This window comes from Patulibacter brassicae, assembly GCF_033949425.1.
Taxonomy (GTDB): domain Bacteria; phylum Actinomycetota; class Thermoleophilia; order Solirubrobacterales; family Solirubrobacteraceae; genus Patulibacter; species Patulibacter brassicae.
Map to the genome: position 1 here is coordinate 43,185 of NZ_JAXAVX010000016.1, position 21,333 is coordinate 64,517.

Annotated in this window: 20 protein-coding genes, 1 tRNA gene and 1 pseudogene; 14 read left to right on the top strand and 8 right to left on the bottom strand. The window is 77.3% G+C overall.

Going from position 1 to position 21,333, the window contains the following annotated elements; all coding sequences use genetic code 11:
• The first annotated feature begins 23 nt into the window (after positions 1-23).
• The 5 genes from rpsD to SK069_RS18480 all read left to right on the top strand — a co-directional run bounded on the left by rpsD (position 24) and on the right by SK069_RS18480 (position 5,041).
• Positions 24-662 carry a 30S ribosomal protein S4 gene (gene rpsD, locus SK069_RS18460; RefSeq protein WP_319955734.1) on the top strand — a complete coding sequence of 213 codons (639 nt, stop codon included), beginning with the start codon at positions 24-26 and terminating at the stop codon, positions 660-662.
• Positions 663-1,052: 390 nt separating this feature from the next.
• Complete coding sequence (locus tag SK069_RS18465; RefSeq protein ID WP_319955735.1) at positions 1,053-2,663, top strand: calcium-binding protein; 1,611 nt, start codon at positions 1,053-1,055, stop codon at positions 2,661-2,663.
• Positions 2,664-2,793: 130 nt separating this feature from the next.
• On the top strand, positions 2,794-3,270 hold the full coding sequence (locus SK069_RS18470) for a hypothetical protein (protein WP_319955736.1): 477 nt from the start codon (positions 2,794-2,796) through the stop codon (positions 3,268-3,270).
• Between the two features lie 97 nt (positions 3,271-3,367).
• Positions 3,368-4,228, top strand: coding sequence for a VOC family protein (locus SK069_RS18475; RefSeq protein ID WP_319955737.1), 861 nt, complete (start codon positions 3,368-3,370; stop codon positions 4,226-4,228).
• Positions 4,229-4,276: 48 nt separating this feature from the next.
• Complete coding sequence (locus SK069_RS18480) at positions 4,277-5,041, top strand: YaaA family protein (RefSeq protein ID WP_319955738.1); 765 nt, start codon at positions 4,277-4,279, stop codon at positions 5,039-5,041.
• A gap of 135 nt (positions 5,042-5,176) precedes the next feature.
• Here SK069_RS18480 and SK069_RS18485 read toward each other — a convergent pair whose 3' ends face one another.
• Together SK069_RS18485 and hemW are read right to left on the bottom strand one after the other, a co-directional pair.
• Positions 5,177-6,007, bottom strand: coding sequence for a TrmH family RNA methyltransferase (locus tag SK069_RS18485; protein WP_319955739.1), 831 nt, complete (start codon positions 6,005-6,007; stop codon positions 5,177-5,179).
• On the bottom strand, positions 6,004-7,224 hold the full coding sequence (hemW, locus tag SK069_RS18490; RefSeq protein WP_319955740.1) for a radical SAM family heme chaperone HemW: 1,221 nt from the start codon (positions 7,222-7,224) through the stop codon (positions 6,004-6,006). The genes SK069_RS18485 and hemW overlap by 4 nt, the downstream gene beginning before the upstream one ends.
• A gap of 85 nt (positions 7,225-7,309) precedes the next feature.
• Between hemW and SK069_RS18495 the strand changes: the two genes are divergently transcribed.
• Entirely contained in the window at positions 7,310-7,789 is a 480-nt protein-coding gene (locus SK069_RS18495) for a hypothetical protein (protein ID WP_319955741.1), read from the top strand.
• 21 nt (positions 7,790-7,810) lie between these two features.
• Here SK069_RS18495 and SK069_RS18500 read toward each other — a convergent pair whose 3' ends face one another.
• On the bottom strand, positions 7,811-8,557 hold the full coding sequence (locus SK069_RS18500; protein ID WP_319955742.1) for a siderophore-interacting protein: 747 nt from the start codon (positions 8,555-8,557) through the stop codon (positions 7,811-7,813).
• Between the two features lie 203 nt (positions 8,558-8,760).
• On the opposite strand from SK069_RS18500, the gene SK069_RS18505 reads away from it, so the two are divergent.
• On the top strand, positions 8,761-9,648 hold the full coding sequence (locus SK069_RS18505) for a CpsD/CapB family tyrosine-protein kinase (protein ID WP_319955743.1): 888 nt from the start codon (positions 8,761-8,763) through the stop codon (positions 9,646-9,648).
• A gap of 38 nt (positions 9,649-9,686) precedes the next feature.
• Here SK069_RS18505 and SK069_RS18510 read toward each other — a convergent pair whose 3' ends face one another.
• Positions 9,687-10,373 carry a hypothetical protein gene (locus SK069_RS18510; RefSeq protein WP_319955744.1) on the bottom strand — a complete coding sequence of 229 codons (687 nt, stop codon included), beginning with the start codon at positions 10,371-10,373 and terminating at the stop codon, positions 9,687-9,689.
• Between the two features lie 335 nt (positions 10,374-10,708).
• Between SK069_RS18510 and SK069_RS18515 the strand changes: the two genes are divergently transcribed.
• The 3 genes from SK069_RS18515 (at position 10,709) to SK069_RS18525 (ending at position 12,214) form a co-directional block, all read left to right on the top strand.
• Positions 10,709-11,155, top strand: a complete 447-nt coding sequence (locus tag SK069_RS18515; protein WP_319955745.1) for a universal stress protein — start codon at positions 10,709-10,711, stop codon at positions 11,153-11,155.
• A gap of 119 nt (positions 11,156-11,274) precedes the next feature.
• Positions 11,275-11,793: a tRNA adenosine(34) deaminase TadA gene (gene tadA / locus SK069_RS18520; protein ID WP_319955746.1), complete on the top strand. Its 519-nt coding sequence runs from the start codon at positions 11,275-11,277 to the stop codon at positions 11,791-11,793.
• Positions 11,794-11,803: 10 nt separating this feature from the next.
• Positions 11,804-12,214 carry a hypothetical protein gene (locus tag SK069_RS18525; RefSeq protein WP_319955747.1) on the top strand — a complete coding sequence of 137 codons (411 nt, stop codon included), beginning with the start codon at positions 11,804-11,806 and terminating at the stop codon, positions 12,212-12,214.
• 86 nt (positions 12,215-12,300) lie between these two features.
• Here SK069_RS18525 and cobT read toward each other — a convergent pair whose 3' ends face one another.
• The 4 genes from cobT to SK069_RS18545 all read right to left on the bottom strand — a co-directional run bounded on the left by cobT (position 12,301) and on the right by SK069_RS18545 (position 18,182).
• Positions 12,301-14,433, bottom strand: coding sequence for a nicotinate-nucleotide--dimethylbenzimidazole phosphoribosyltransferase (gene cobT / locus SK069_RS18530; protein ID WP_319955748.1), 2,133 nt, complete (start codon positions 14,431-14,433; stop codon positions 12,301-12,303).
• A gap of 583 nt (positions 14,434-15,016) precedes the next feature.
• Positions 15,017-15,766: an adenosylcobinamide-GDP ribazoletransferase gene (gene cobS / locus SK069_RS18535; RefSeq protein WP_319955749.1), complete on the bottom strand. Its 750-nt coding sequence runs from the start codon at positions 15,764-15,766 to the stop codon at positions 15,017-15,019.
• Between the two features lie 389 nt (positions 15,767-16,155).
• Positions 16,156-16,773 (bottom strand): TetR/AcrR family transcriptional regulator, encoded by a 618-nt coding sequence (locus SK069_RS18540; RefSeq protein ID WP_319955750.1) that lies wholly within the window; start codon positions 16,771-16,773, stop codon positions 16,156-16,158.
• A complete protein-coding gene (locus SK069_RS18545) occupies positions 16,770-18,182 on the bottom strand; it encodes an amidase (RefSeq protein ID WP_319955751.1) in 1,413 nt (470 codons plus the stop codon). The genes SK069_RS18540 and SK069_RS18545 overlap by 4 nt, the downstream gene beginning before the upstream one ends.
• Before the next feature lie 328 nt (positions 18,183-18,510).
• Between SK069_RS18545 and SK069_RS18550 the strand changes: the two genes are divergently transcribed.
• From SK069_RS18550 to SK069_RS18565, 4 genes and pseudogenes are all read left to right on the top strand, one after another.
• Positions 18,511-18,598, top strand: a tRNA-Ser gene (locus SK069_RS18550).
• Between the two features lie 225 nt (positions 18,599-18,823).
• A complete protein-coding gene (locus tag SK069_RS18555; RefSeq protein WP_319955752.1) occupies positions 18,824-19,543 on the top strand; it encodes a TetR/AcrR family transcriptional regulator in 720 nt (239 codons plus the stop codon).
• Between the two features lie 56 nt (positions 19,544-19,599).
• Positions 19,600-20,374: pseudogene (locus SK069_RS20325) on the top strand (oxidoreductase).
• Between the two features lie 74 nt (positions 20,375-20,448).
• Complete coding sequence (locus SK069_RS18565; RefSeq protein WP_319955754.1) at positions 20,449-21,234, top strand: SDR family oxidoreductase; 786 nt, start codon at positions 20,449-20,451, stop codon at positions 21,232-21,234.
• Positions 21,235-21,333 lie beyond the last annotated feature (99 nt).

Consider the following 21,333-nt stretch of genomic DNA (forward strand, 5'->3'; position numbering starts at 1 on the left):
AGGAATCTAGGAGGCCCTCGGACATGGGTCGTTACACCGGACCGGTCGAGCGGCTCTCCCGCCGTGAGGGCGTCGACCTCGAGCTGAAGGGCGCCCGCCGCCTGGCCGGCAAGGGCGCGCTGGAGCGCCGCGGCGCGCTGCCCCCCGGGCAGCACGGCGGCGGTCGCCGCATGAAGACGTCCGTCTACGCGCAGCAGCTGCGCGAGAAGCAGCGGGCGAAGCGCTACTACGGCGTGCGCGAGCGGCAGTTCCGCCGTCTCCTGACGGAGGCCGCCAAGCGCAACGCCGACGACACCGTCACCGGCGAGCGCCTGCTGCAGCTCCTCGAGCTGCGCGTCGACAACGTCGTGACCCGCCTCGGCTTCGCGTCGACCCGCGCGCAGGCGCGGCAGTTCGTCTCGCACGGCCACGTGCTCGTCAACGGCGTGCGCCACACGATCGCCTCCGCGCGGCTCAAGCCGGGCGACGTCGTGACGATCAAGGACGGCAGCCCGATCAAGCCGCTCGCGCAGGAGTCGACCGAGCTCATCGCGATCGTCCCGGCCTGGCTCGAGGCCGACCACGACGGGCTCTCGGGCCGCGTGCTGCGCCTGCCCACCCGGCAGGAGATCCAGGTGCCGATCACCGAGCACCTGATCGTCGAGCTCGCCGGCCGCTCCTAGCCGACACCCCCTTCGACGTGCCTCGACGGCCCCGCCTCGGCGGGGCCGTCGTCGTTCCGGGACCGTGCGGTCCGGCGCGTCGGCTCGCGCGTGGACCGCACCGCTGATCATCGGCGGCGACCACGGGCGGACGGTCCGCGTCACGGCGTCCGGCAGCGACTGGACGGTGGGACGCCCGTTCCGCCGATCACGGGTGCCGAGAGCGGCCGCCCTCCACTGACCGGCCGGAGCCCGCCCCTCCCCCGATCGCAGGAAACCCCCCGATCGGGGACTTCTAACTGGACATTCGTTGGATATCCCTCAAGCCGTCGACCCCGCTGTCCGTTGGTTCTGGCGCGATCGCACGGTTCGGTGCGCCGGGAGCGGGGCGCGTTCGGTAGGAATGGTCGGGTGCCGACCCCCAACTTCTCCCCGTCACTCGCGGACGGGCGCCTGCGTGCGAGGCGGACCCTCGTCGCCGTGACGCTCGCCCTGGCGACGCTCGTCGCGCTCGCCGCGCCGCACGCCGCCGACGCCGCGACCCCATCCTGGCAGTGTCGCGCCAGCGCGCTCTACGCCTCCCTCGCCGGCCAGTCGGCCGTCGAGCCGATCCTCGCCAACGGCATCAAGGGCAGCGCCCCCGGCGCGACCTTCGACAAGCCGTCCTGCACGTCCGACGAGCAGGGTGCCGGCGACACGGGCGCCGCGGTCCCGCTGGTGAACCAGCTCGCCGCCGCCACCGCCGTCAAGGCGAAGACGACGATCACGCCGCAGACCGGCGCGACGAACGCGCAGACCGTCACCGCCGAGACCACGACGGCGAACATCGAGCTGCCGATCGGCGGCGCGCTGCTCTCCGTCGGCGCGGTGAAGGCGACCGCGACCGCCGTCTGCAAGGGCGGCGTGCCGGACTTCCAGGGCAGCTCCGTGCTGACCGACGTGAAGCTCGCGGGCGTGCCCGTCACGCTCGACCAGCTCGTCAACGGCCTCGGGGACCTCCTCCGCGGCCTGGGCCTCGACGGCGTCCTGAGCATCGACCCGGTCAACCAGGTCGTGAAGACCGGCAACTCGATCGTCGTCACGCCGCTGCGCGTGAAGGTCCTCGCCGCCGCCGGCACCCCGCTGGCCGACGTCGTGATCGGCCAGACGAAGATCGCCGCCGACGGCGACGTCTGCGGCAACAACGGGCCGATCGATCCGACCGACCCGGAGAACCAGCTCTGCCCGCCCGGCTCGATCGGCCAGGGCTCCAAGCCGGTCGTCTGCGTCATCCCGGGCACCGACCGCTACGGCGCGATCGTCATCGGCGTGCCGAACAGCACCGACGTCCCGCGCGGTGGCACGGTCATCCCGCTCGTCGAGGCGCGTCGTCTCGCCGGCCTCGGCCAGCTGCCGAACTCCCGCTGCCTCTACGGGCCCGGCAAGGACTACGTCGTGGTCGGGACCAACGGCGCCGACAAGATCTACGGCACCCGCGGCGCGGACCGGATCCTCGGCCTGCGCGGCAACGATCGCCTCTACGGCGTCGACGGCAACGACTGCCTCGACGGCAACCAGGGCAACGACCGGATCTCCGGCGGCGAGGGCAACGACCGCGTCTACGGCGGCGCCGGCAAGGACCGGATCGTCGGCGGCGGCGGCGATGACCGCCTCTACGGCCAGGACGGCCGCGACGTGATCTACGGCACCCAGGGCGACGACCGGATCGACGGCGGGAGCGGCAACGACTCCCTGTTCGGCGGCTCGGGCGACGACGTCATCACGACGGGCGCGGGCAACGACTCCGTCGACGCCGGCAGCGCCCAGACCCGCCTCGGCGACCGGATCACGACGCACCGCAGCGGCAAGGCGCACGTGAGCGTCGCGATCGCCGGCCCGCCGGCGCGCGTCACCTGCCGCTCGCCGCGCGACACGGTGCGCGCGAACCGCGACGACGTGCCGTTCCTGCGCGGTTGCCGCAAGGTCAGCTCGACCCGCGTCATCCGCAAGGGCGGCAAGGCCGTGGGCGTCGGCGCCGGCTGAGCCACGCCCGCACCGCGGTCCGGTCGCGGACCATGCCGACGGCGCCCGATGGGCGCCGTCGGTCGTTCCGGGACACCGGGCTCGCGGGCGGCGGGACGCTCGCTCCCGCCGATGGCGTAGCGTGCGACGGGTGAGCGACGAAGCCGCCCCGATCCCGCAGCCCTCCGTCCCGCTGCACCTCGACCAGCTGCTCGAGCAGCGGTCGGTCGCCGCGGGCGTCGAGGCGCTCGCCCGCCGCAACCGCCACCACCTGGCGGACATGGACGACGAGGAGCGCGAGGACGCCCGCGTCCTCTGGTCCGAGATGGTGGCCGAGATCCTCGGCGCCGTCCGCGACGTCCTCGGCGGGAGCGTCGTGCCGGACGGCCCCGGCCGCGCGGTGATCATCCTCTCCGACCATCCGGAGGAGCCGGGCGAGGTCCAGGCGGAGGCGATCTTCTCGCCGCAGATCCAGGAGGTGGAGGTCGAGGACGGCGAGACGCAGGTCGTCGCGACGTTCGCCCAGGTCCTCGGGATGCAGGTGGCCGACCTCCTGCCGCAGCTCGCCGAGCAGATGGCCCAGAACGTCCAGGAGGGCGAGGACGGGCCCGAGCTGCCCAACGCCTGATCCGGCCGGGCGGCGAGGCCCCTCGCCGCCCAGGGCGTCCGCGGTGGACGTCCGCCCGTCTTTTGATTGCTTGTGCAATCACTGATACCCTCGTCGCATGACCACCACCACCCAGACCACCCTGCGTGCCGGCGTGGTGGCCCTCGACGTCGCCGACCTCGACCGGGTCGCCGGCTTCTACCGCGACGCGCTGGGCCTGCAGGTCCGCGACGCGGACGGCGGGACCGTGCGGCTGGGCACGGGGGACCGCGAGCTCGTCGCCCTCCACGCCCGTCCGGACGCCGTCCCGGCGCCGCGCGCGTCCGGGCTCTTCCACCTCGCGCTGCTGTACCCCTCGCGCGGCGACCTCGCGGAGGCGCTGCTGCGGCTCGGCCGGGCCGGTGGCCGGCTCGACGGGGCCTCCGACCACCTCGTCAGCGAGGCCGTCTACCTGCGCGATCCCGAGGGCAACGGGATCGAGCTCTACCGCGATCGCGAGCGCGAGGCGTGGGACTGGCAGGACGGCAGCGTGGCGATGGCGACGCTGCCCCTGGACCTGCGCGACGTCCTCGCGACCGCCCGCACGAGCGACCCTGCGCCGACCGCGCCCGACGCCACGACCATGGGGCACGTCCACCTGCAGGTCGCCGACCTCGTCCCGACGCGCCGCTTCTACGTCGAGCTGCTCGGGTTCGACGTCATGACGGAGTCCTACCCGGGAGCGCTCTTCGTGGCCACGGGCGGCTACCACCACCACGTCGGCCTGAACACGTGGGGCTCCCAGGGTCGCCCGGCGGTCCCGGGGGCCCGTGGCCTGCGCCACGTGACGCTCGAGTACGCGGACGCGACGGCGCGCGAGGACGCGCTGCTGCGCCTGGCGGACGTCGGCCTCGCGCCCGAGGACGAGGTCGAGGACGCGCCGGTCGTGCGGGACCCGTCGGGCAACGCGCTGCGCCTGGCGCTCGTCGCGCGTCCCTGAGCGCGACGGCCGGTCGGCCGCGACGGGCGGCGCGTATCGTCCCCCCGCGTGCTCCTGCTGCTGCCGCCCTCCGAGGGCAAGGCCGTCCCCCGGCGAGGCCGGCCGCTGGACCTCGACGCGCTCGCCCATCCGGAGCTCACCGCGACCCGGGCGGCCGTCCTGGACGCGCTGATCGGGCTCTGCCGGGAGGACCCGGCCGGGGCCGTCGACGTCCTCGGCCTGGGCGCCCGCGGCGCGGAGGAGGTCGCGCGCAACGCAGCGCTGCGCGCCCAGCCGACCGCGCCCGCCTCGCGGATCTACACCGGCGTGCTCTACGACCACCTCGACGTCGAGGGGCTGCCTGCCGGCGCGAAGCGGCGCGCGAGCCGGCGGGTCCTCGTCTTCAGCGCCCTCTGGGGCGTCCTGCGGCTCGCGGACCGGATCCCCTCCTACCGCCTGTCGGCCGGGGCCCGGCTGCCGGGCCTCGCGACGCCGGCCGCCGTCTGGGCACCGGTCCTGCGCGAGGCGCTGCCGGCCGACGAGCTCTGCGTCGACCTGCGGTCGGGCTCGTACCGCTCGCTCTGGCGACCGGAGGCCGCGCCGCTCGTCGGGGTCGACGTCGTGCGCGAGCAGGCCGGCCGCCGGACCGTCGTCAGCCACATGGCGAAGGCCACCCGTGGCGCCGTCGCTCGGGCGCTGCTCGTCGACGACGGACGTCCGCCCCGCACCGCGGAGGCGGTCGCCTCCCGGATCGAGGCCGCCGGCTGGACCGTGGAGCTCGGCGACGCGGACCGCGCCGGCCGCGCGACGCTCACCGTCGTCGAGCGCGGCTGACCGCTGCCAGCCGGCAGGACCCGGCGTCGGGTCCGCCCGCCGCGACGCCCCCGCTCCGGCGCGCTCCCCGCATCGGCGTGGTGCGTTGCGGGTTCCACCGCGGCGGATGCGGCGCGGAGCCCTCGGCGCTCGCGCTCAGGCGCGTCGTCCACCCGGCCGCGGTCCGGCGGGCGGACGCAGGCCCGCGGCGCGGCGGGCGCGCGCGAGCGCGTCGGCGAGGATGGCGGCCGCGGCGGCGACGCCGAGCGACTCGAAGCCGTCGGCGGCGATCGTCACGGCGCCGTCGCACGCGGCGACGAGCGCCGTGCCGAGCCCCGCGTCCTCCGCGCCGAGCAGGACGGTCGCGGCGCCGTCGAGGGTCGCGGGATCCGCGCCCCCGCGCGGCACCGCCGCGAGGACCGGTCCGGATCCGCGGAGCGCGGCGACGTCGTCGGCGCGGCGCACGAGGCCGGGCGCGAACGTCGCGCCCTGCGCGGCGCGCAGCGCCTTGCGTCCCCACGGATCCCCGCACCCGGGCAGCAGCGTCACGGCGGGCAGGCGCAGGGCCGCCGCGGTCCGCACGATCGCGCCGACGTTGCCGGCGTCCCGCACGCCCGCGAGCGCGAGGCCGGCGGCCGGCTCCGGCGTCGCCGGCGGGCGCCGGACCGCGGCGACGACCCGGGGGCGGCGCCCCAGCGCGCCCAGCGCCCGCAGCGCGTCGCTCGACGCGGGGACCGGCGGAGCCGGCAACGCGGCGCGCCAGCCCGCCACCGGCGCGTCGACCGCGTCGGCGTCCGCGAGCGCCAGCTCGACCGCGCACCCCGCATCGAGCGCGGCGAGCAGCAGCGCCTCGTCGTCGACGACGGCGAGGCCCGCCGCGTCGCGCGAGGCGGCGTCGCGCTGCAGCGCCCGCAGGCGGACGACGCGCGGATCGCGGGCGCTCGTGACCCGCTCCGGGAGTCCTCGGTGCTTCGCCGCCGCGCTCACGTCGCGATCCGCCGCAGGACCCCATCGGCCAGGGGGCGTCCCGCCGGCGTGAGCACCGCTCGTCCGGCGCGCCACGCCCCGGCGTCGAGCAGCCCGTCCTCGACGAGCGCCGCCGCCTCCCGGTGCCCGGCCTCGCCGAGCGCCGTCGCCGGGAGCCCGTCGGGGAGCCGGACGCCGGTCATGAGCCGCTCCAGGTGCCGCTGCTCGGCGTCGAGGACCTCGCGGCCCGCCGCCGGCGAGCGGCCCTCCTCCAGCCGCGCCATCCACGCCTCGGGCCGCAGGACGTTCCACCACCGCACCCCGCCAACGTGCGAGTGCGCGCCGGGGCCGACGCCCCACCAGCTCGCGCCCCGCCAGTAGCCGACGTTGTGCCGACAGATCCCGGCCGGCGTCCGGGCCCAGTTCGACAGCTCGTACGGCGCGTACCCGGCGGCCGCCAGCCGCTCGTCGGCGATCGCGTACCGCCGCCCGAGGGTCCCGTCGTCGGCGACGCGCCGCTCGCCCCGGCGGACGAGCGCGCCGTAGCGGGTGCCGGGCTCGATGGTCAGCGCGTACGCCGAGACGCTGTCGGGGCCGGCCGCGATCGCCGCGTCGAGCGAGGCCCGCCAGTCCTCGTCCGTCTCGCCGTCCGCGCCGAAGATGAGGTCGAGCCCGACGGCGTCGAAGCCCGTCGCGCGCGCCTCGGTGGCGGCCGCGACGGCCCGCCCGGCCGTGTGCCGGCGGTCGAGCGCGGCCAGCACGTGGCCCCGCGCGCTCTGCATGCCGAAGGAGACGCGCGTGACGCCGGCCGCGCGCAGCGCCGCGAGCCGCGCCGGATCGACCGACTCGGGGTTGCACTCGCAGGTGACCTCCGCGCCCGGCGCGAGCCCGAGCCGGGCGTCGATCGCCCGCAGGACGTCGCCGAGCGCCTCCGGCTCCAGCAGGCTCGGCGTGCCGCCGCCGAGGAACACCGTCCCGACCGCCGGGCGCGTGCCCGTGGACGGTCGCAGGACCCGGGCCGCGAGGGCGAGCTCCGCGTCGGCCGCGCGGGCGAACCGGCGGCCCAGGCCGGGGAGCGCCCCCTCCGGCGGGACGTACGTGTTGAAGTCGCAGTAGCCGCAGCGCGAGGCGCACCAGGGCACGTGGACGTAGACGCCGAGGGCGTGCTGGGGCAGCTCGTCGACGGCGGCGGCCGGCAGCGCGCCGTCGGCGGGCGCGGGTGGTGCGGCGACCGCCATCCGCGGATCTTCCCGCCCGCGGGCGCGCGGCGCGGCGCGGGCCAGGCGGGGAGGCCGCGGCCGGCGAACGGATAGGGTCCGCGCCGTGCTCCGCCGCTCCCTCGTGCTGCTGCTCGCCGTCCTCGCCGCGATCGGCGCGACGGGGTGCGGCGGGCAGGCCGAGGAGGTCCGCGAGGCGAACGCCTACGCCGAGCGGGTCAACGCGATCCAGGCCGCCTTCGAGCGGGATCTCGCGACGCTGAACCGGACCGTGTCCGCGGCGCGCGAGCGCCAGGACGTCGCCGACGCGGCGGCCCGCCTGCAGCGCCGGATCGACGGCGTGCGGCGGGAGCTGGAGGAGGTCCGACCGCCCGCGGCGGTCGCCGGGGCCCACCGCTCGCTCATCGCCGCGTTCCAGCAGTGGTCGGCGCCGCTGCGCGAGTTCCGGCGGTCGCTGCGCCGGCGGGACGTCCAGGCCGCCCTGCGCGCGAAGGTCCGCTTCGACAGCGAGTCCGGGGCCGTCGTCGAGCGGGTGAACGACGCGCGACGGCGGATCAACGAGGCGCTGCGCGACCTGTCGGACTGACCGCCCTCGCCGGGACGGCGCTCAGCGCGAGGAGCCCATCGCCTGGCCCGCCCGCCAGTACCCCTGTCCGCCGACGCGGGCGGGCGGGAGCCCGTGCTGCTCGCGCAGGAGGCGCTTGACGTCGCGCACGACGTCGGACTCCGCCGCGACCCACGCGTAGGTGTCGGGGTGCTCGAGCGCCAGGGTCGCGACGGCGCCGGCGAGGTCCGGCACGTGCTCGACCCGGACGTGCCCGGCCGAGCGCAGCGGCAGCCCCGGCGGGCCCTGCAGCAGCACCCGCACGGCGACGCTCGGCGGCAGCGCCGCCAGGATCGAGGCGATCGCCGGGACCGCCGTCTCGTCCCCCGCGAGCAGCGCCGCGGCGGGCGGCGGGGTCGGCAGCACGAGCGGGCGCGTGAGGACGGTCGCCCCGAGCACGTCGCCCGGGCGGGCGGTCCGCGCCCATCGCACGGCAGGCCCGTCGGCGTCGTGCAGCGCGAACCAGACGTCGAAGGTGCCCGATCCCGGGTCCGGATCGACGAAGGTGAACGCGCGCTGGGCCCGTCGGTCGCCGTCCTCGAACCAGAGCCGCAGCCAGAGCGCGGGCGTCATCGGCCGGCGCGCGAGGAGCTCGGGTCCGTGGAAGGTCACGCGCCGGTAGCACGGCGCGAGGTCGTCGACCGCGCGCACCTCGACCGGCGAGAACCGGGCGCCGAGCACCCGGAGGAGCGTCCGCTGCACCCCGCGCGCGGCGAGATCGCGACCGCTCGGGGCGTCCCCGCCGCTCATGCGCGTCCGACGCGCCGCGCCGCGCGGTCGTTCGGGGCGGGCGGGGCGGCGGGCTGGGGCATGGCGTCGTGGCGGATCGGCGACGACGGTCGTCCCGGCCCGCACCGGGCGCGAAGGCTAGCCGACGGGCGTCGCCGCGCTCGACCGGCCGCGCGGTCGGCCGCGGTCCTCCCCGGCCCCTAGGATCCGCAGCGCTGATCCCGATGCCGCGGCTCGTGCTCCTCCTCCCTCCCCTGCTGCTCGCCGCCCTCGGCGCCGGTGCCGGTCTGCTGGCCGACCCCGACCGCGCGTGGCCCGCCGCCGCCGGGGCCCTGGCGGGCCTCGCGCTCGGCACGGCCGCCGCCGCGCTGTGGGCCCGTCGCCGGCGGCGGGTGCGCGACGGCGCCGACGCGGCGGCGATCACCGGCCTGACCCCGGTCGCGCACGTCCCGCCGCCCGGCGACCACGCGCCCGAGCGGCGGCGCCAGGAGGAGGCGTTCCGCATGCTCCGGGCGGCCCTGCGCCTGCACGACGGCGAGGCCGGACCGATCGTCGCGGTCACCTCCGCGGCACCGGGCGAGGGCAAGACGACCGTCGTGGCCGGGCTCGGACGCGCCCTGGCGCGCGCCGGCCGGCCGGTCGTCCTCGTGGAGGCGGACCTGCGCCGCCCCGGGCTCGCCGCCCTGCTCGGCGCCCCGACGCCGCCGCAGGGCCTCACGGCCGCCCTCGTCGGCGGCGTGCCCGTGGCCGACCTGCTCGTGGAGGTCGAGCCCGGACTGCGACTGGTTCCGGCCGGCGCGCTGCCGCCGAACGCCCCGGAGCTCCTGGGCAGCGAGGACGGCGCGCGGGTCCTCGACGAGCTGCGCGCGCTCGACGCGCTCGTCCTGCTGGACGCCGCGCCGCTCCTGCCCGTCGCCGACACCCGCGAGCTGCTGGCCCACGGCCGCCACGGGACCGTCGTGCTCGTGGCGCGCCCCGGCCGCATCACCCGCGACGAGCTCGCCCGCGCCGCGGCGCTGCTGCCCCCGGGCGCCCCGCGGGTCCTCGTCGTCTCGGGACCGGCGTCCACGCCCCGCAGCTACGACCGCTACCTCCGCGACGCGGAGGCCTGATCGACCCGGGCGCCGGTCGGGCGTTCGTCTCGCGCGCCTCAGCCGGTCGCCGGCGCCAGCCCGGCGAGGACGGCGCCGGGATCCGCGACCCCGTAGTGCTCGCCGAGACGGCGGGCGACCTCGGCGGGCGGCGTGCCGCCGGCGAGCAGCTCGCGCGCCAGCAGGGTCGCCGCGGACGGAGGTCCGGCGGGCTCCGGCGCCGGCTCCGCGGGGACGTCCGGGACCGCGGCGTCCGGGATCGCGGCGTCCTCGGCGGCCGGACCGCCGGCGGGGGCCGCCGAGGTGGCGCCGCGCTCGATGAGGTGCCCCACGCGCTCGCGGATCCGGTCCAGGAGGACGAGCGCGTCCTCGGGAGCGTCGGCGTCGGACGGCGGCGGGACGTCGCCGGGCGCCGCGGGAGGATCGGCCGGCGGGACGTCGGCGGGCGGCGCGGCCGCGGTCGTCGGGTCGGCGGTCGTCGGGTCGGCGGATCCCGCCGGAGCGGGCTCGTCCGACGGCGGGCCGGACGACGAGGCATCGGCGTCCGTCGGAACCGGCGCGGTGTCCGGCTCCGGGATCAGTGGCCAGACCGCGGGACGAGCGAAGCCGGTGCCCGCGTCCGGGGCCGGCTCCGGCACGAGCGGCTCGGCCGCCGGGCTCGTGGTCGCGCGGGCCTTGCGCGCCTTCGCCTTCTTCCCCCGCTTCGCCGGCCGCGGCGGCGGATCGCGATCGGGACCGATCAGCATCGCCCGGCATCCTCGCACGACGCCGCGGCGCGCCGCGAGCGCGCCGATGCGCCAGGACGGCTCGGCGCGCGGGGCGGGGCAGCCCGTACCCTGCAGCGATGCCGCCGACGTGGTTCTGGATGCAGGTCGTGCTCGTGGTCTGCGTGCTGATCAGCATGGTCATCGCCGCGATCAAGCTCTGGGCCTGACCGGACGGCCTCGGCCGGACCCGCGTTCGGCCGGGCGCGGATCGCTCCCTCGGGCGCGCGGCGGTGTGCGATGATCGGCGCGCCGCCGGGCGGGACCCGCTCGACGGCGCCTCGCAACCCCTTCTCGCACGCTCGCCAAGGAGATCCATGTTCGGCTCGATCGTCGTCGGCACCGATGGCTCCGACACCGCCAAGCAGGCGGTCAAGGAGGCGATCGACATCGCCGCCGCCGTCGGGGCCCGGATGGAGATCGTCTCGGCCTACGAGCCCGTCTCCAGCGCCCGTCTCCGCGAGGAGGCCAAGCAGGCGCCGAGCGACATCGAGTGGATGGTCAACGAGCGCGCCGACGTCGAGGTGACGCTCGGCCAGGCCGAGGACATGGCGACCTCTCGCGGCGTCAAGCAGGTCCGGACGTACGCCCGCCAGGGCGACCCGGCCGACGCGATCCTCGACGTCGCCGAGGAGTCCGGGGCCGACCTCATCGTCGTCGGCAACAAGGGCATGACCGGCGCGAAGCGCTTCCTCCTCGGCTCGGTGCCGAACAAGGTCAGCCACCACGCTCCCTGCTCGGTGCTCATCGTCCGCACCACGTAGCGGCGACGCCCGTCGCACGGAGGCCGTCACGTCCGCGGGCCGCTCGTCGAGCGGCCCGTCGTGCGTCCGGGCCCGGACGACGCGCCGACGCGGCACGGGCCGCTGCGATCATCCCGGGCGTGAGCGAGGTCCCCGACGACGCGCGCTGGATGCGGGAGGCGATCGCCGAGGCGCACGCCGCCGAGGCGCACGGCGACGTGCCGATCGGCGCCGTGGTCGTCGCCGACGACGGACGCGTGCTCGGCCGCGGGCACAACCGGCGCGAGCTCGATGCGGACCCCACCGCGCACGCCGAGGTGCTCGCGCTGCGCGAGGCGGCGGCGGCGGTCGGCAGCTGGCGGGTGCTCGACGCGACGCTCTACGTGACGCTCGAGCCGTGCGCGATGTGCGCCGGCGCGATCGTCCTGTCGCGCGTGCCGCGCGTCGTCTACGGCTGCACCGACCCGAAGGCCGGCGCGTGCGGCAGCGTCCTGGACGTCACCGCGGAGCCGCGCCTGAACCACCGACCCGCGGTCGTCGGCGGGGTCCTGGCCGACGAGTGCGCCGGCCTGCTCCGCGACTTCTTCGCGGCCCGTCGGCGACCGCGCGCGGCACCGTCGGCCACCGGGCCGGACGAGCCCTCGCGGCCCGCCGCGTAGCGTGTCGGACGTGCCGCGCGTCCCGCCCAACCCGATCACCCCGATCCGGGAGACCGTCGAGCGGGTCCTCCACGAGACCGGCCTGGCCGACTTCGGGCGCTCGGTGTCGAGCATCGACGACCTCACGGCCGAGGTGCAGCAGGTCTACAAGCGCGTCGACGACATCGAGCAGCGGATGGAGCAGATCGTGCCGCTGCTCGAGCGCCTCGTGCTCGTCGCCGAGGAGCTCGAGCGGGAGATCAGCCCGATCAGCCGTCTCGTCTCGAAGCTCCCCGGATCCGGCATCCGCGAGCGGCGGCGCCAGCGCAAGGCCCTCGCGCGCGCCGCGTCGCCGACGCCGTGGCCCGGCGAGGGCGACGGCCCGGCGGGCGGACCGCGGCGGATGGTCGGGCCGACCGGCTCGGGCCCGGACGAACGCTGACGGCGCGCCGCCCCCGGGCGCCGCGTTCCGGCCGCTCTCGCCCCACGGCGACGCACGCCTCGACGTCCCGAGGCCGCCGCCGCTCGTCATCGGGGCGGCGTCTCCTCCGGACCGGGACCGTCGACGCCGGCCTCGGCGAACGTCTCCATGTCCCGGTGCAGGCGGCCGGCCTGCTCGATGAGCGGCAGCGCGAGCGCCGCCCCCGAGGCCTCGCCGAGCCGCAGGCGCAGGTCGAGCAGCGGCTCGAGCCCGAGCTGGGCCAGCACCGCGCCGTGGGCCGGCTCGGCGGAGCGGTGGCCGGCGACGAGCGCGTCGCGGATCGCGGGGCGCAGCCGGACCGCCGCGAGCGCGGCGACGCCGACCGCGAAGCCGTCGAGGACGACCGGCACGCGGCGGCCGGCGGCGGCGAGGATCGCCCCGACGACCGCGGCGAGCTCCAGGCCGCCGAGCTCCCGCAGCGCCCGCAGCGGCGTCGACGGGGAGCCGGAGCGCTCCAGCGCGGTGCGGACGACCTCGCGCTTGCGCTCGATCGCCGCGGCGTCGGCACCGGCGCCCCGACCGACGGCGAGCTCCGGCGTGACGCCGGCCAGGACGCACGCCAGCGCGGCCGCGGCGGTCGTGTTGCCGATCCCGATCTCCCCGGGCACGACGCAGCGCGCCCCGCGGTCCAGGAGCGCGTTCGTGGTCCGCGCCCCGACGAGGATCGCCGACTCCAGCTGCGCCTCGTCCATCGCCGGGCCCGCGACGAGGTCGGCGGTGCCGGCCGCGACCCGCTCCGGCCGGACGCCGGCCGGCGTGTCCCCGACGAGGCCGACGTCGACGACGCTCAGCAGGCCCGCGTGGTGCTGGGCCAGGACGCCGATCGCCGTGCCTCCGCGCGCGGCCGCGGCCGCGACCTGCGCGGTGACGTGGGCCCCGTAGAGCGAGGTCCCGCGCCGGTGGTGCCCGTGGTCGGCGGCGAAGACCGGGATCGCCGGTCGCAGGGGACTCGGCGGGACGTCGCCGCTCCAGGCCGCCCACCGCTCGACGACCGCCTCCAGCGCGCCGAGGCTGCCCAGCGGCTTCACGAGCCGGTCGGCGCGATCGCGCACGGCCGTGGCCGCGCGCTCGTCGCTCTGCCCGACCGCATCGAGCAGCGCGCGGACGGACGACGGCACCGGATCGTCCGACGGCGCCGCGATCCGGGGCCCGGGCGGCGGTGGCCCTGGACGGCCGGCGACCGCGTCGGCGTCGTCCCCGTCGCCGGGACCGCGACCGGTCGCGATGGCGCGACCGGCCTCGGTCGCGACGCCGGACGCGGGCACGTCGTCGGTCGCCGTCGCGCGGCCCGTCTCGGCCTGGCGACCGGGCTCGGCGGCGCGACCGGGCTCGGTCCCCCGTCCCCCCTCGGGGTGGCGTCGCGCGTCGGTCGGGACGACGCCGAACGTCTCGCCGCCGCGGTCCCCGCGGGCTCCGCCGATCGGCGGCAGGTCCTCGGCCGGCCAGCGCTCGTCCGCCACGACGGCCGACAGCGGCGCGCGCGCCGCCCAGCCCGCGGCCTCGAGCCCCGGTCGGACCGGGCGCTCGTCGGGCCAGCCGACGCAGAGCCAGGCGAGCGGGTCGACGCGGTCGGGGATCCCGAGCAGCGTCCGCAGGTCCTCGCGACGGTAGAAGCTCACCCACCCGACCCCGAGGCCCTCGGCGCGCGCGGCCAGCCACAGGTTCTGGATCGCGCAGGCGGTGGAGTGGACGTCGGTCTCCCGGATCGAGCCGCGGCCGAGGACCTCGACGTCCGGCTGGCCCGGATCGCAGCAGACGACGATCCCGAGCGGGGCGTCGACGATGCCCTCGACCTTCTGGTCGAGGAAGTGCCGCGCCCGGTCGCTGAAGCGCTCGGCCTGGCGCAGCCGCTCGCGCTGCGCGAGGCCGCGCATCGCCACGCGCGTCTCGTGGTCCCGCACGACGAGGAACCGCCACGGCTGCATGAGCCCGACCGACGGTCCGTGGTGCGCCGCCGTCAGCACGCGCCCCAGGACGTCCGCGGGCACCGGGTCCGGGCGGAAGCGGCGGATGTCGCGCCGCGCGTCGACGATCTCGTAGAGCGCCGCGCGCGCGTCCTCGGGGAAGCGCCAGCCGGCCGGATCGGCGGCCCGCTCGGCCGCGCGCGAGGGGTCGAAGCCCTCCGGCGTCTCCGGCCGGACGTAGGCGTCCGACGGCGGGGGCGTCGTCCCGTCGCTCATCGCCGCACAGTCTCGCGGACCGGCCGCTCCGACGACCCGCGCGCCGGAGGACGGCGCCGTCCGCGACCGCGTGCCGCCATCGTGCGACGACGAGATCGACGACCTGCCCCTCGCGCACCGGCCGGGCGTCGGTCTCGATCGCCGCGGGCGGACGAGACCGGATGAGCGGCGCCTCGGCGTGCTCGGGTCAGTGCCGGCTGCCGTCGGCCGACGAGGTCAGCTAACGGCACCTCCGGCGTGCGAGGCGTCGAGGTCGGCTGGGGCGCGCCGGCGAGATCAGCGAACGGCACGTCCAGCGTGCGAGACGTCGGTGTCGACCAGCGCGGGCGGTCGACATCGACGAACGGCACCTCGCGCCCGTCGGACGTTGGCCTTGGTCGGCCCGTCCGCGGACGAGGCCGGCGAAACGGCATCTCCTGCACTCGCAGCGCCGGCGTCGGCCCCCGCGTGGGGGCGAGATCGACGAACGGCGTCTCAGGCGTGCAGGGCGTCGGAGTCGACCGCCGGGTTCGGACGAGATCGACGAACGGCGACCTCCCGGCGGCGGTGCCCCCACCGGACCGCCGGGGCGACGCGGCGACGGTCAGGCGGCGAACGCGAGCGCGACGACGAGGACCGCGGCCTGCGTCAGGGCCGCGGCCGCTCCGCACGTGTCCCCGGTGATCCCACCGAACGCGCGTCGGGCGCCGGTCGCGGTGAGCAGCGCGACGGCGATCGCGACGGCGATCGCGACCGCCCCGCCGCCCGGCCCGAGCGCCGGCATCGCGACGAGGACCGCGGCGACCGTCGCGAGCGTGCCCGTGGTCGCGTCGACCCGCAGCGCGTGGACGGCCCCGTCGGGGCGGGCGGGCGTGGCGAACGCGGCGTGCAGGACGATCGCCCACCGCGAGAGCGCACCAGCGGCGACGAGCGCGAGCACCGCGTCCTCGACGCGGAGCGGCCGCAGGGCGCTCCAGGCGGTGAGGCCCCACACGAGCAGCGCCAGCGCGCCGAAGGTCCCCAGGCGGGAGTCGCGGAGCACCGCGAGCCGTCGCTCGCGGTCCCCGTGGACCCCGAGCCCGTCGGCGGTGTCGGCGAGGCCGTCCTCGTGCAGCGCACCGGTGACGACGATCCCCGCCGCGAGGGCGAGCGCCGCGGCCACTCCGGATGGCCCGGCGCCCGGCAGCAGGTCTACGAGGGTCAGGATCCCGCCGGCCAGCGCTCCGACGAGGGCGCCCACGAGCGGGAACCACGGGACGGCGGGGGCCAGCCGTGGCGGCTCGTCCGGATCGACGGGTCCCAACGGGACGGGCACGCGGGTGAGGAACCCGATCGCGTGAAGCGCGGCTGGCACGACCCGGAGGCTTCCACACGCGGCCGCGAGCCGGCGGCGCTGGCGTCCCGTGGACCCCCGCCGTTCGCACCCCGCCTGCACGCCGCGATCGAGGTGCAGGTCCCGTGCGCGCTCGAGATGCCGTTCGTCGGCGTCGTCGCCGCGTCGCGATCGAGGTCGACGTCATGCGTGCCCACGGTGCCGTTCGTCGTTCTCGTGGCTACGCGCGATTCGCGGTCGACGTTCCGCACGTGCAAGATGTGGTTCGTCGATCTCGCACTCGTGCATCGACCGAGGTCGACGCCCCACACGACCGGGGCGCAGCTCGTACGCAGGCGGCGATCGAGTCCCCGAGGCGCACCCCGCCGGCCCCGCCGACGCACCGTCCGTCGCCGGAGGCGCGTCCGCGGTCAGTCGCCGAGGCGCGCGCCGCCGTGCGCGCGGGCGACGAGCCCGAGCAGCGCGTAGAGCAGGAGCTCGCTCGGGTCCTCGCCCGTGAGGAGCCGGCGCAGCGCCGTCCCCTCGACGGTGGCGACGATGAGCGGCGCCAGCTGCTCGGCCTCCGGCACGCCGAGCAGCGCGAGGCCCTCACGCGCCAGCGCCTCGTACGCCGCGCGGCACTCCGCGACGGCCTCGCGCAGGTCCCCGTCGCGGGTCGCATGGAGGTAGAGCTCGAACTGCGCGACGGTCGCGTCGTCCCCGGCGGCCCCGTCGAGCGCTCCGCGGATGAGGCCGCGCAGCAGCTCGGGATCGGGCGCGACCGTGAGCCCGCCGACGCGCATCGCCCGCAGCCGCTCGTGGACCTCACCGAGCCGTGCGACCTCCTCGCCGACGAAGAGCCGGAGGCTGTCCCGGAGGAGCTCGTCGCGGTCGCTGAAGTGGTAGGTGAGGGTGCCGAGCGAGACGCCGGCCGCCGATGCGACCTGACGGTTGCTCACCGCGCCGGTGCCCTGCTCGCCGATCAGGCCGAGGGTCGCGCGGAGGATCCGCTCGCGTGCGGGGAGCTCGTCGGCGACGACGGCGCTCACGCCGGCCACCGGTCCTGCCAGCGCTCGACCCGCTCGAGCTGCGCGGCGAGCTGCAGCAGGCCCCACTCGCCGTTCTCGGGGCCGAGCAGCGTCGCCCCGACCGGCAGCCCGGCGCCGGTGAAGCCCGCCGGGACGTTCACGCCCGGCCAGCCGAGGACGTTCCACGGGAAGGAGTACGGGCAGGCACCGGCGACGACGCGGTCGGTCTCGATGTTCGAGAGGCCGTCGATCGCCTCGACCGGCAGCGGCGGCGTCGCCGTCGTCGGCGTCAGGACGACGTCGCACTGGGCGAACACCCGGCGCATCCACGCGCGGTAGGCGCGGACGCCCGCCTTGGAGACCGGCAGCAGCGGCCGGACCACCGCCCCGTGCGTCGCGTTCTCGCGCGTGCGGTGATCGAGGGGGTGGCCGCGGGGGAACCGCTTCGTCCACGCCCGGACGCCGCTCATCGAGTACGGCATGAAGAGCGGGCCGATCGGACCCCAGGGCATCCGTCGGTGCAGCACCTCGTGGCCGAGGTCCTCCAGCACGCGACCGAGACGCAGGATCGGCACGCGGACGTCCGGGTCCAGGCGCCGCGAGACGGCGACCCACGGCGGGTTGAGCGCCAGGCCGACCCGCAGCCGGCCGGGGTCGCGCTCCGTCGCCTCGACGAACGGGCGCTCGGGGCGGGGGGGCTGGTGCAGCTCACCGGGATGGTTGCCGGTCAGGACGTCGAGCAGGAGCGCCGCGTCGCCGACCGTCCGCGCGAGCGGCCCGTGGACGGTCAGCCCGTTGAAGGCCTCGGGATCCGGCCAGGTCGAGATCCGCCCGCGCTGCGGCTTGATGCCGACGAGGTGCGTCCAGGCGGCGGGGATCCGGACCGATCCCGCGCCGTCCGAGCCGACGGCCGCCGCGACGACGCCCGCGGCCACCGCCGCGGCCGACCCGCCGCTCGATCCGCCGGGGCTGTAGGCGGTGTTCCACGGGTTGCGCGTCGCCCCGAAGTCGTCGCCGACCGTGATCGGCCACTGACCGATCTCCGGCGTCGTCGTCTTGCCGACGATGACCGCGCCCGCCGCCTTCAGCCGCAGGACGATCTCGGCGTCCGCGGTCGCGGGCGGGACCGGACCGCGGCAGCCGAAGCGCGTCTCCTCCCCCGCGAGATCGGTGTCGTCCTTGATCGCGACGGGCACGCCGAGCAGCGGGGCCCGCTCGCCGGCGGCCAGCCGCCGGTCGGCGTCGAGGGCGGCGGCCCGGGCGCGGTCGGCGAGCACGACGCGGAAGGCGTTGAGCGTCGGCTGGGTCGCGGCGATCCGCGCGAGCGCCTGCTCCGTCAGCTGCTGCGAGGTGACGGTCCCCGCGGCCAGCGCGGCGGCCTGCTCGCGCAGCCCCGCGGTGACGGAGGAGGTGCTGATGCTCGTGGTCATGCTCGTGTCCGCGCGTCTCGTTCGTTCGTACGAACGAGGAGGGTAGGGCAGCGTCGCGGCCGGCGCCACCGAGTCGGCGCATCGCCGCTCGTGCGCGCCTCGGCCCGCTCGGCGCGCCGGCCCACCGTCCCCGGGGCCGGGCGGGGCGACGGCCGGGCCGCCGCGCCGACGCACCGGCGGACCGACCGGCGGCACGCCGGGGTCCGGCGGGCTGTGGTCCGGCACGCCGCGGACCGGCGGACTGCGGCCCGGCGGACTGCGGGGCGGCGGGCTGCGGGCCCGCGCCAAGACCCGCTACCCTGAGCGACCCCGTCCCTAGGACGCCCGCGGAGGGGTGCCGGAGTGGTTGAACGGGGCGGTCTCGAAAACCGTTGTACGGTTACGCCGTACCGAGGGTTCGAATCCCTCCCCCTCCGCCTCTCCCCCTTCGGGCCGCCCGCCACGGGCACCGCCCCCCTCGAGGACCGGCAGCCACGGCCCGAGGGGACGTCCAGTGGATCGCCGCCCGCGGTCGATCGCCGGCCGCCGAGGCGGGTCGAGGACGCATCCGACGCCCCGCCGGGCGCCGACCGCCGCGCGAGGCCCGGCACCGCCAGCCGGTCCGCGGAGCGCCGCCCTGTAGCGCCGATACACTGCGGGATATGCCGACCCCGCAGGCTCCCGTCGCCGATGCCGCCCAGACGCGCGACCGGCTGCTGGCGGCGGCCGCCGAGCTCCTGGAGGAGGCCGCCGGGGAGGACGTCTCGACCCGGGCCATCTGCGACCGGGCCGGGGTGCGCTCCCCGACGCTCTACCACCACTTCGGGAGCAAGGAGGGGCTGCTCGACGCCGTGGTGAGTCACGGCCTGCGGGAGTTCCTCGACGCCGCCGACGAGCCGCCGGCCGACGACCCGGTCGCGCACGTCCGCGAAGCCTGGGACCTGCACGTCCGGTTCGGCCTGGAGAACCCGAGCTTCTACGCGCTCGTGTACGGGCGCACCCGGCCCGGGCGGCCGTGCGCGGTGGTCGCCGACCTGCGGGCGATGGTGCTGCGGGCGCTCGAGCCGGCGGCCCGCCACGGGCGGCTGCGGGTGACGCCCGAGGACGCGGCGGCCCAGATCGTCGCGGCCGGCAGCGGCGTCGCCCTCGCCCTCATCGCCCAGCCCCCGGAGCACCGCGACCTCGGGCTCTCGACGCAGGTTCGCGACGCGATCCTCGCGTCCCTCACCACGGCGCCGGGCAGCCGCTCCCCGCGCGCCCCGACGACGGCGACGGCGGCCGTGGGACTCGCCGCGACGCTGTCGGCGACCCCAGAGGGATTCAGCGACGCGGAGGCCGCGCTCCTGCGCGACTGGCTGCACCGCCTCGCGGGCGGCGGGTAGGACGCCTTCGCCCGGGCCGTATATCGCCGATATAGAAGTTGCTATGCTGACGCTACATGAGCGTTCAGCACGACGTCCGTGGGCTCCGGGTGCTCGTCACCGGCGGGACGAAGGGCACCGGCGCGGCGACCGCGGCCGCCCTCCGGGCCGTCGGGGCGACCGTGATCACCACCGCCCGATCGCTCCCGGCCGACCATCCCGACCCCGCGAGCTTCATCGCCGCCGACACGGCGACCGTCGCGGGGACCCGCGCCGTCGTCGACCGGCTCCAGGGACCGGCCGCCGTCGACGCGATCGTTCACATGGTCGGCGGGTCCAACGCCCCGTCCGGCGGCTTCCGGGCCCTCGCCGACGCCGACTGGGAAGCGGAGCTGCAGCTGAACCTCCTCGGGGCGGTGCGGCTGGACCGCGGGCTCGTGCCGGCCATGATCGAGCGGGGGCGCGGCGCGATCGTCCACGTGTCGTCGACGCAGCGCCGGATGCCCCTGGAGCCCTGGCCCGCGTACGCCGCCGCCAAGGCCGCGCTCAGCACCTACAGCAAGGGCCTCGCCACCGAGCTCGCGCCGAAGGGCGTCCGGGTGAACAGCATCGCCCCGGGCGGGATCCACCGACGGCATGACGGCGCTGGCCGAGCAGCTCGCCGCGACCCAGGGGATCGGGACCGACGCGGCGCTCGCGCAGCTCATGGACGCGGTCGGCGGCGTGCCCCTGGGGCGCTTCGCCCGCCCCGAGGAGGTCGCCGCGCTCGTGGCCTTCCTCCTCTCGGACGCGGCCTCCGCCGCCGTCGGGGCCGAGTACGCCATCGACGGCGGCACCGTCCCGACCGCATGACGCGGCGGCCAGCGCGCGCGACCCGCAGGACGACCGATCACGAACGGGGCCAGAGGCCCCGAGGAGGAGGACCCATGACGAAGAGCGATCGAGACCGGCTCGACGGCCGCCGCGCGCTGGTCACCGGCGGATCCAAGGGCACCGGCAAGGCGGTGGTCGGCCGGCTCAGGGAGCTCGGCGCCGACGTGTACGCGACCGCGAGGACGATGCCCGCGGACGACGCGTTCCCGGACCGGTTCATCGAGGCCGACACGGCGACCGTCGCCGGCACGCAGGCGGTCGCCGACCGCCTGATCGCCGCCGGAGGGGTGGACATCCTCGTGCACGTGGTCGGCGGGGCGTCGACGCCGCCCGGCGGCTTCGCGGCGATCACCGACGAGCAGTGGATGGCCGAGCTGCAGCTCAACCTCCTCGGGGCCGTGCGGCTGGACCGGGCGCTCCTGCCATCGATGCTCTCCTCCGGCTCCGGGGCGGTGGTGCACGTCACCTCGATCCAGGACCGGATGCCGCTGTTCGACGCCACCCTGGCGTACGCCGCCGCCAAGGCCGCGCTGCGCACGTACAGCAAGGGCCTCGCCACCGAGCTGGCGCCGCGCGGGGTGCGCGTCAACGCCGTCAGCCCGGGCGGGATCGAGACGGAGGCCTACGAGGCGTTCGTCGACCGGATCGCCGAGGGCAACGGCATCGATCGCGACGCTGCGAGGCAGCGGATCCACGACTCGCTCGGCGGCGTGCCGCTCGGCCGGTTCGCGAAGCCGGAGGAGATCGCCGACCTCATCGGATTCGTCGTGTCCGACCGGGCCGCATCGATCGTCGGGGCGGAGTACGTCATCGACGGCGGGACCGTCCCGACGATCTGAGCAACCGCGGGGGAGCGACCGCGGCGATCCGGGCCGCGTCGCCCTGGGGCACGACCCGGTCCAGGAGCGCGGCGGACCCCGCGCCGGCGACGTCCTCCT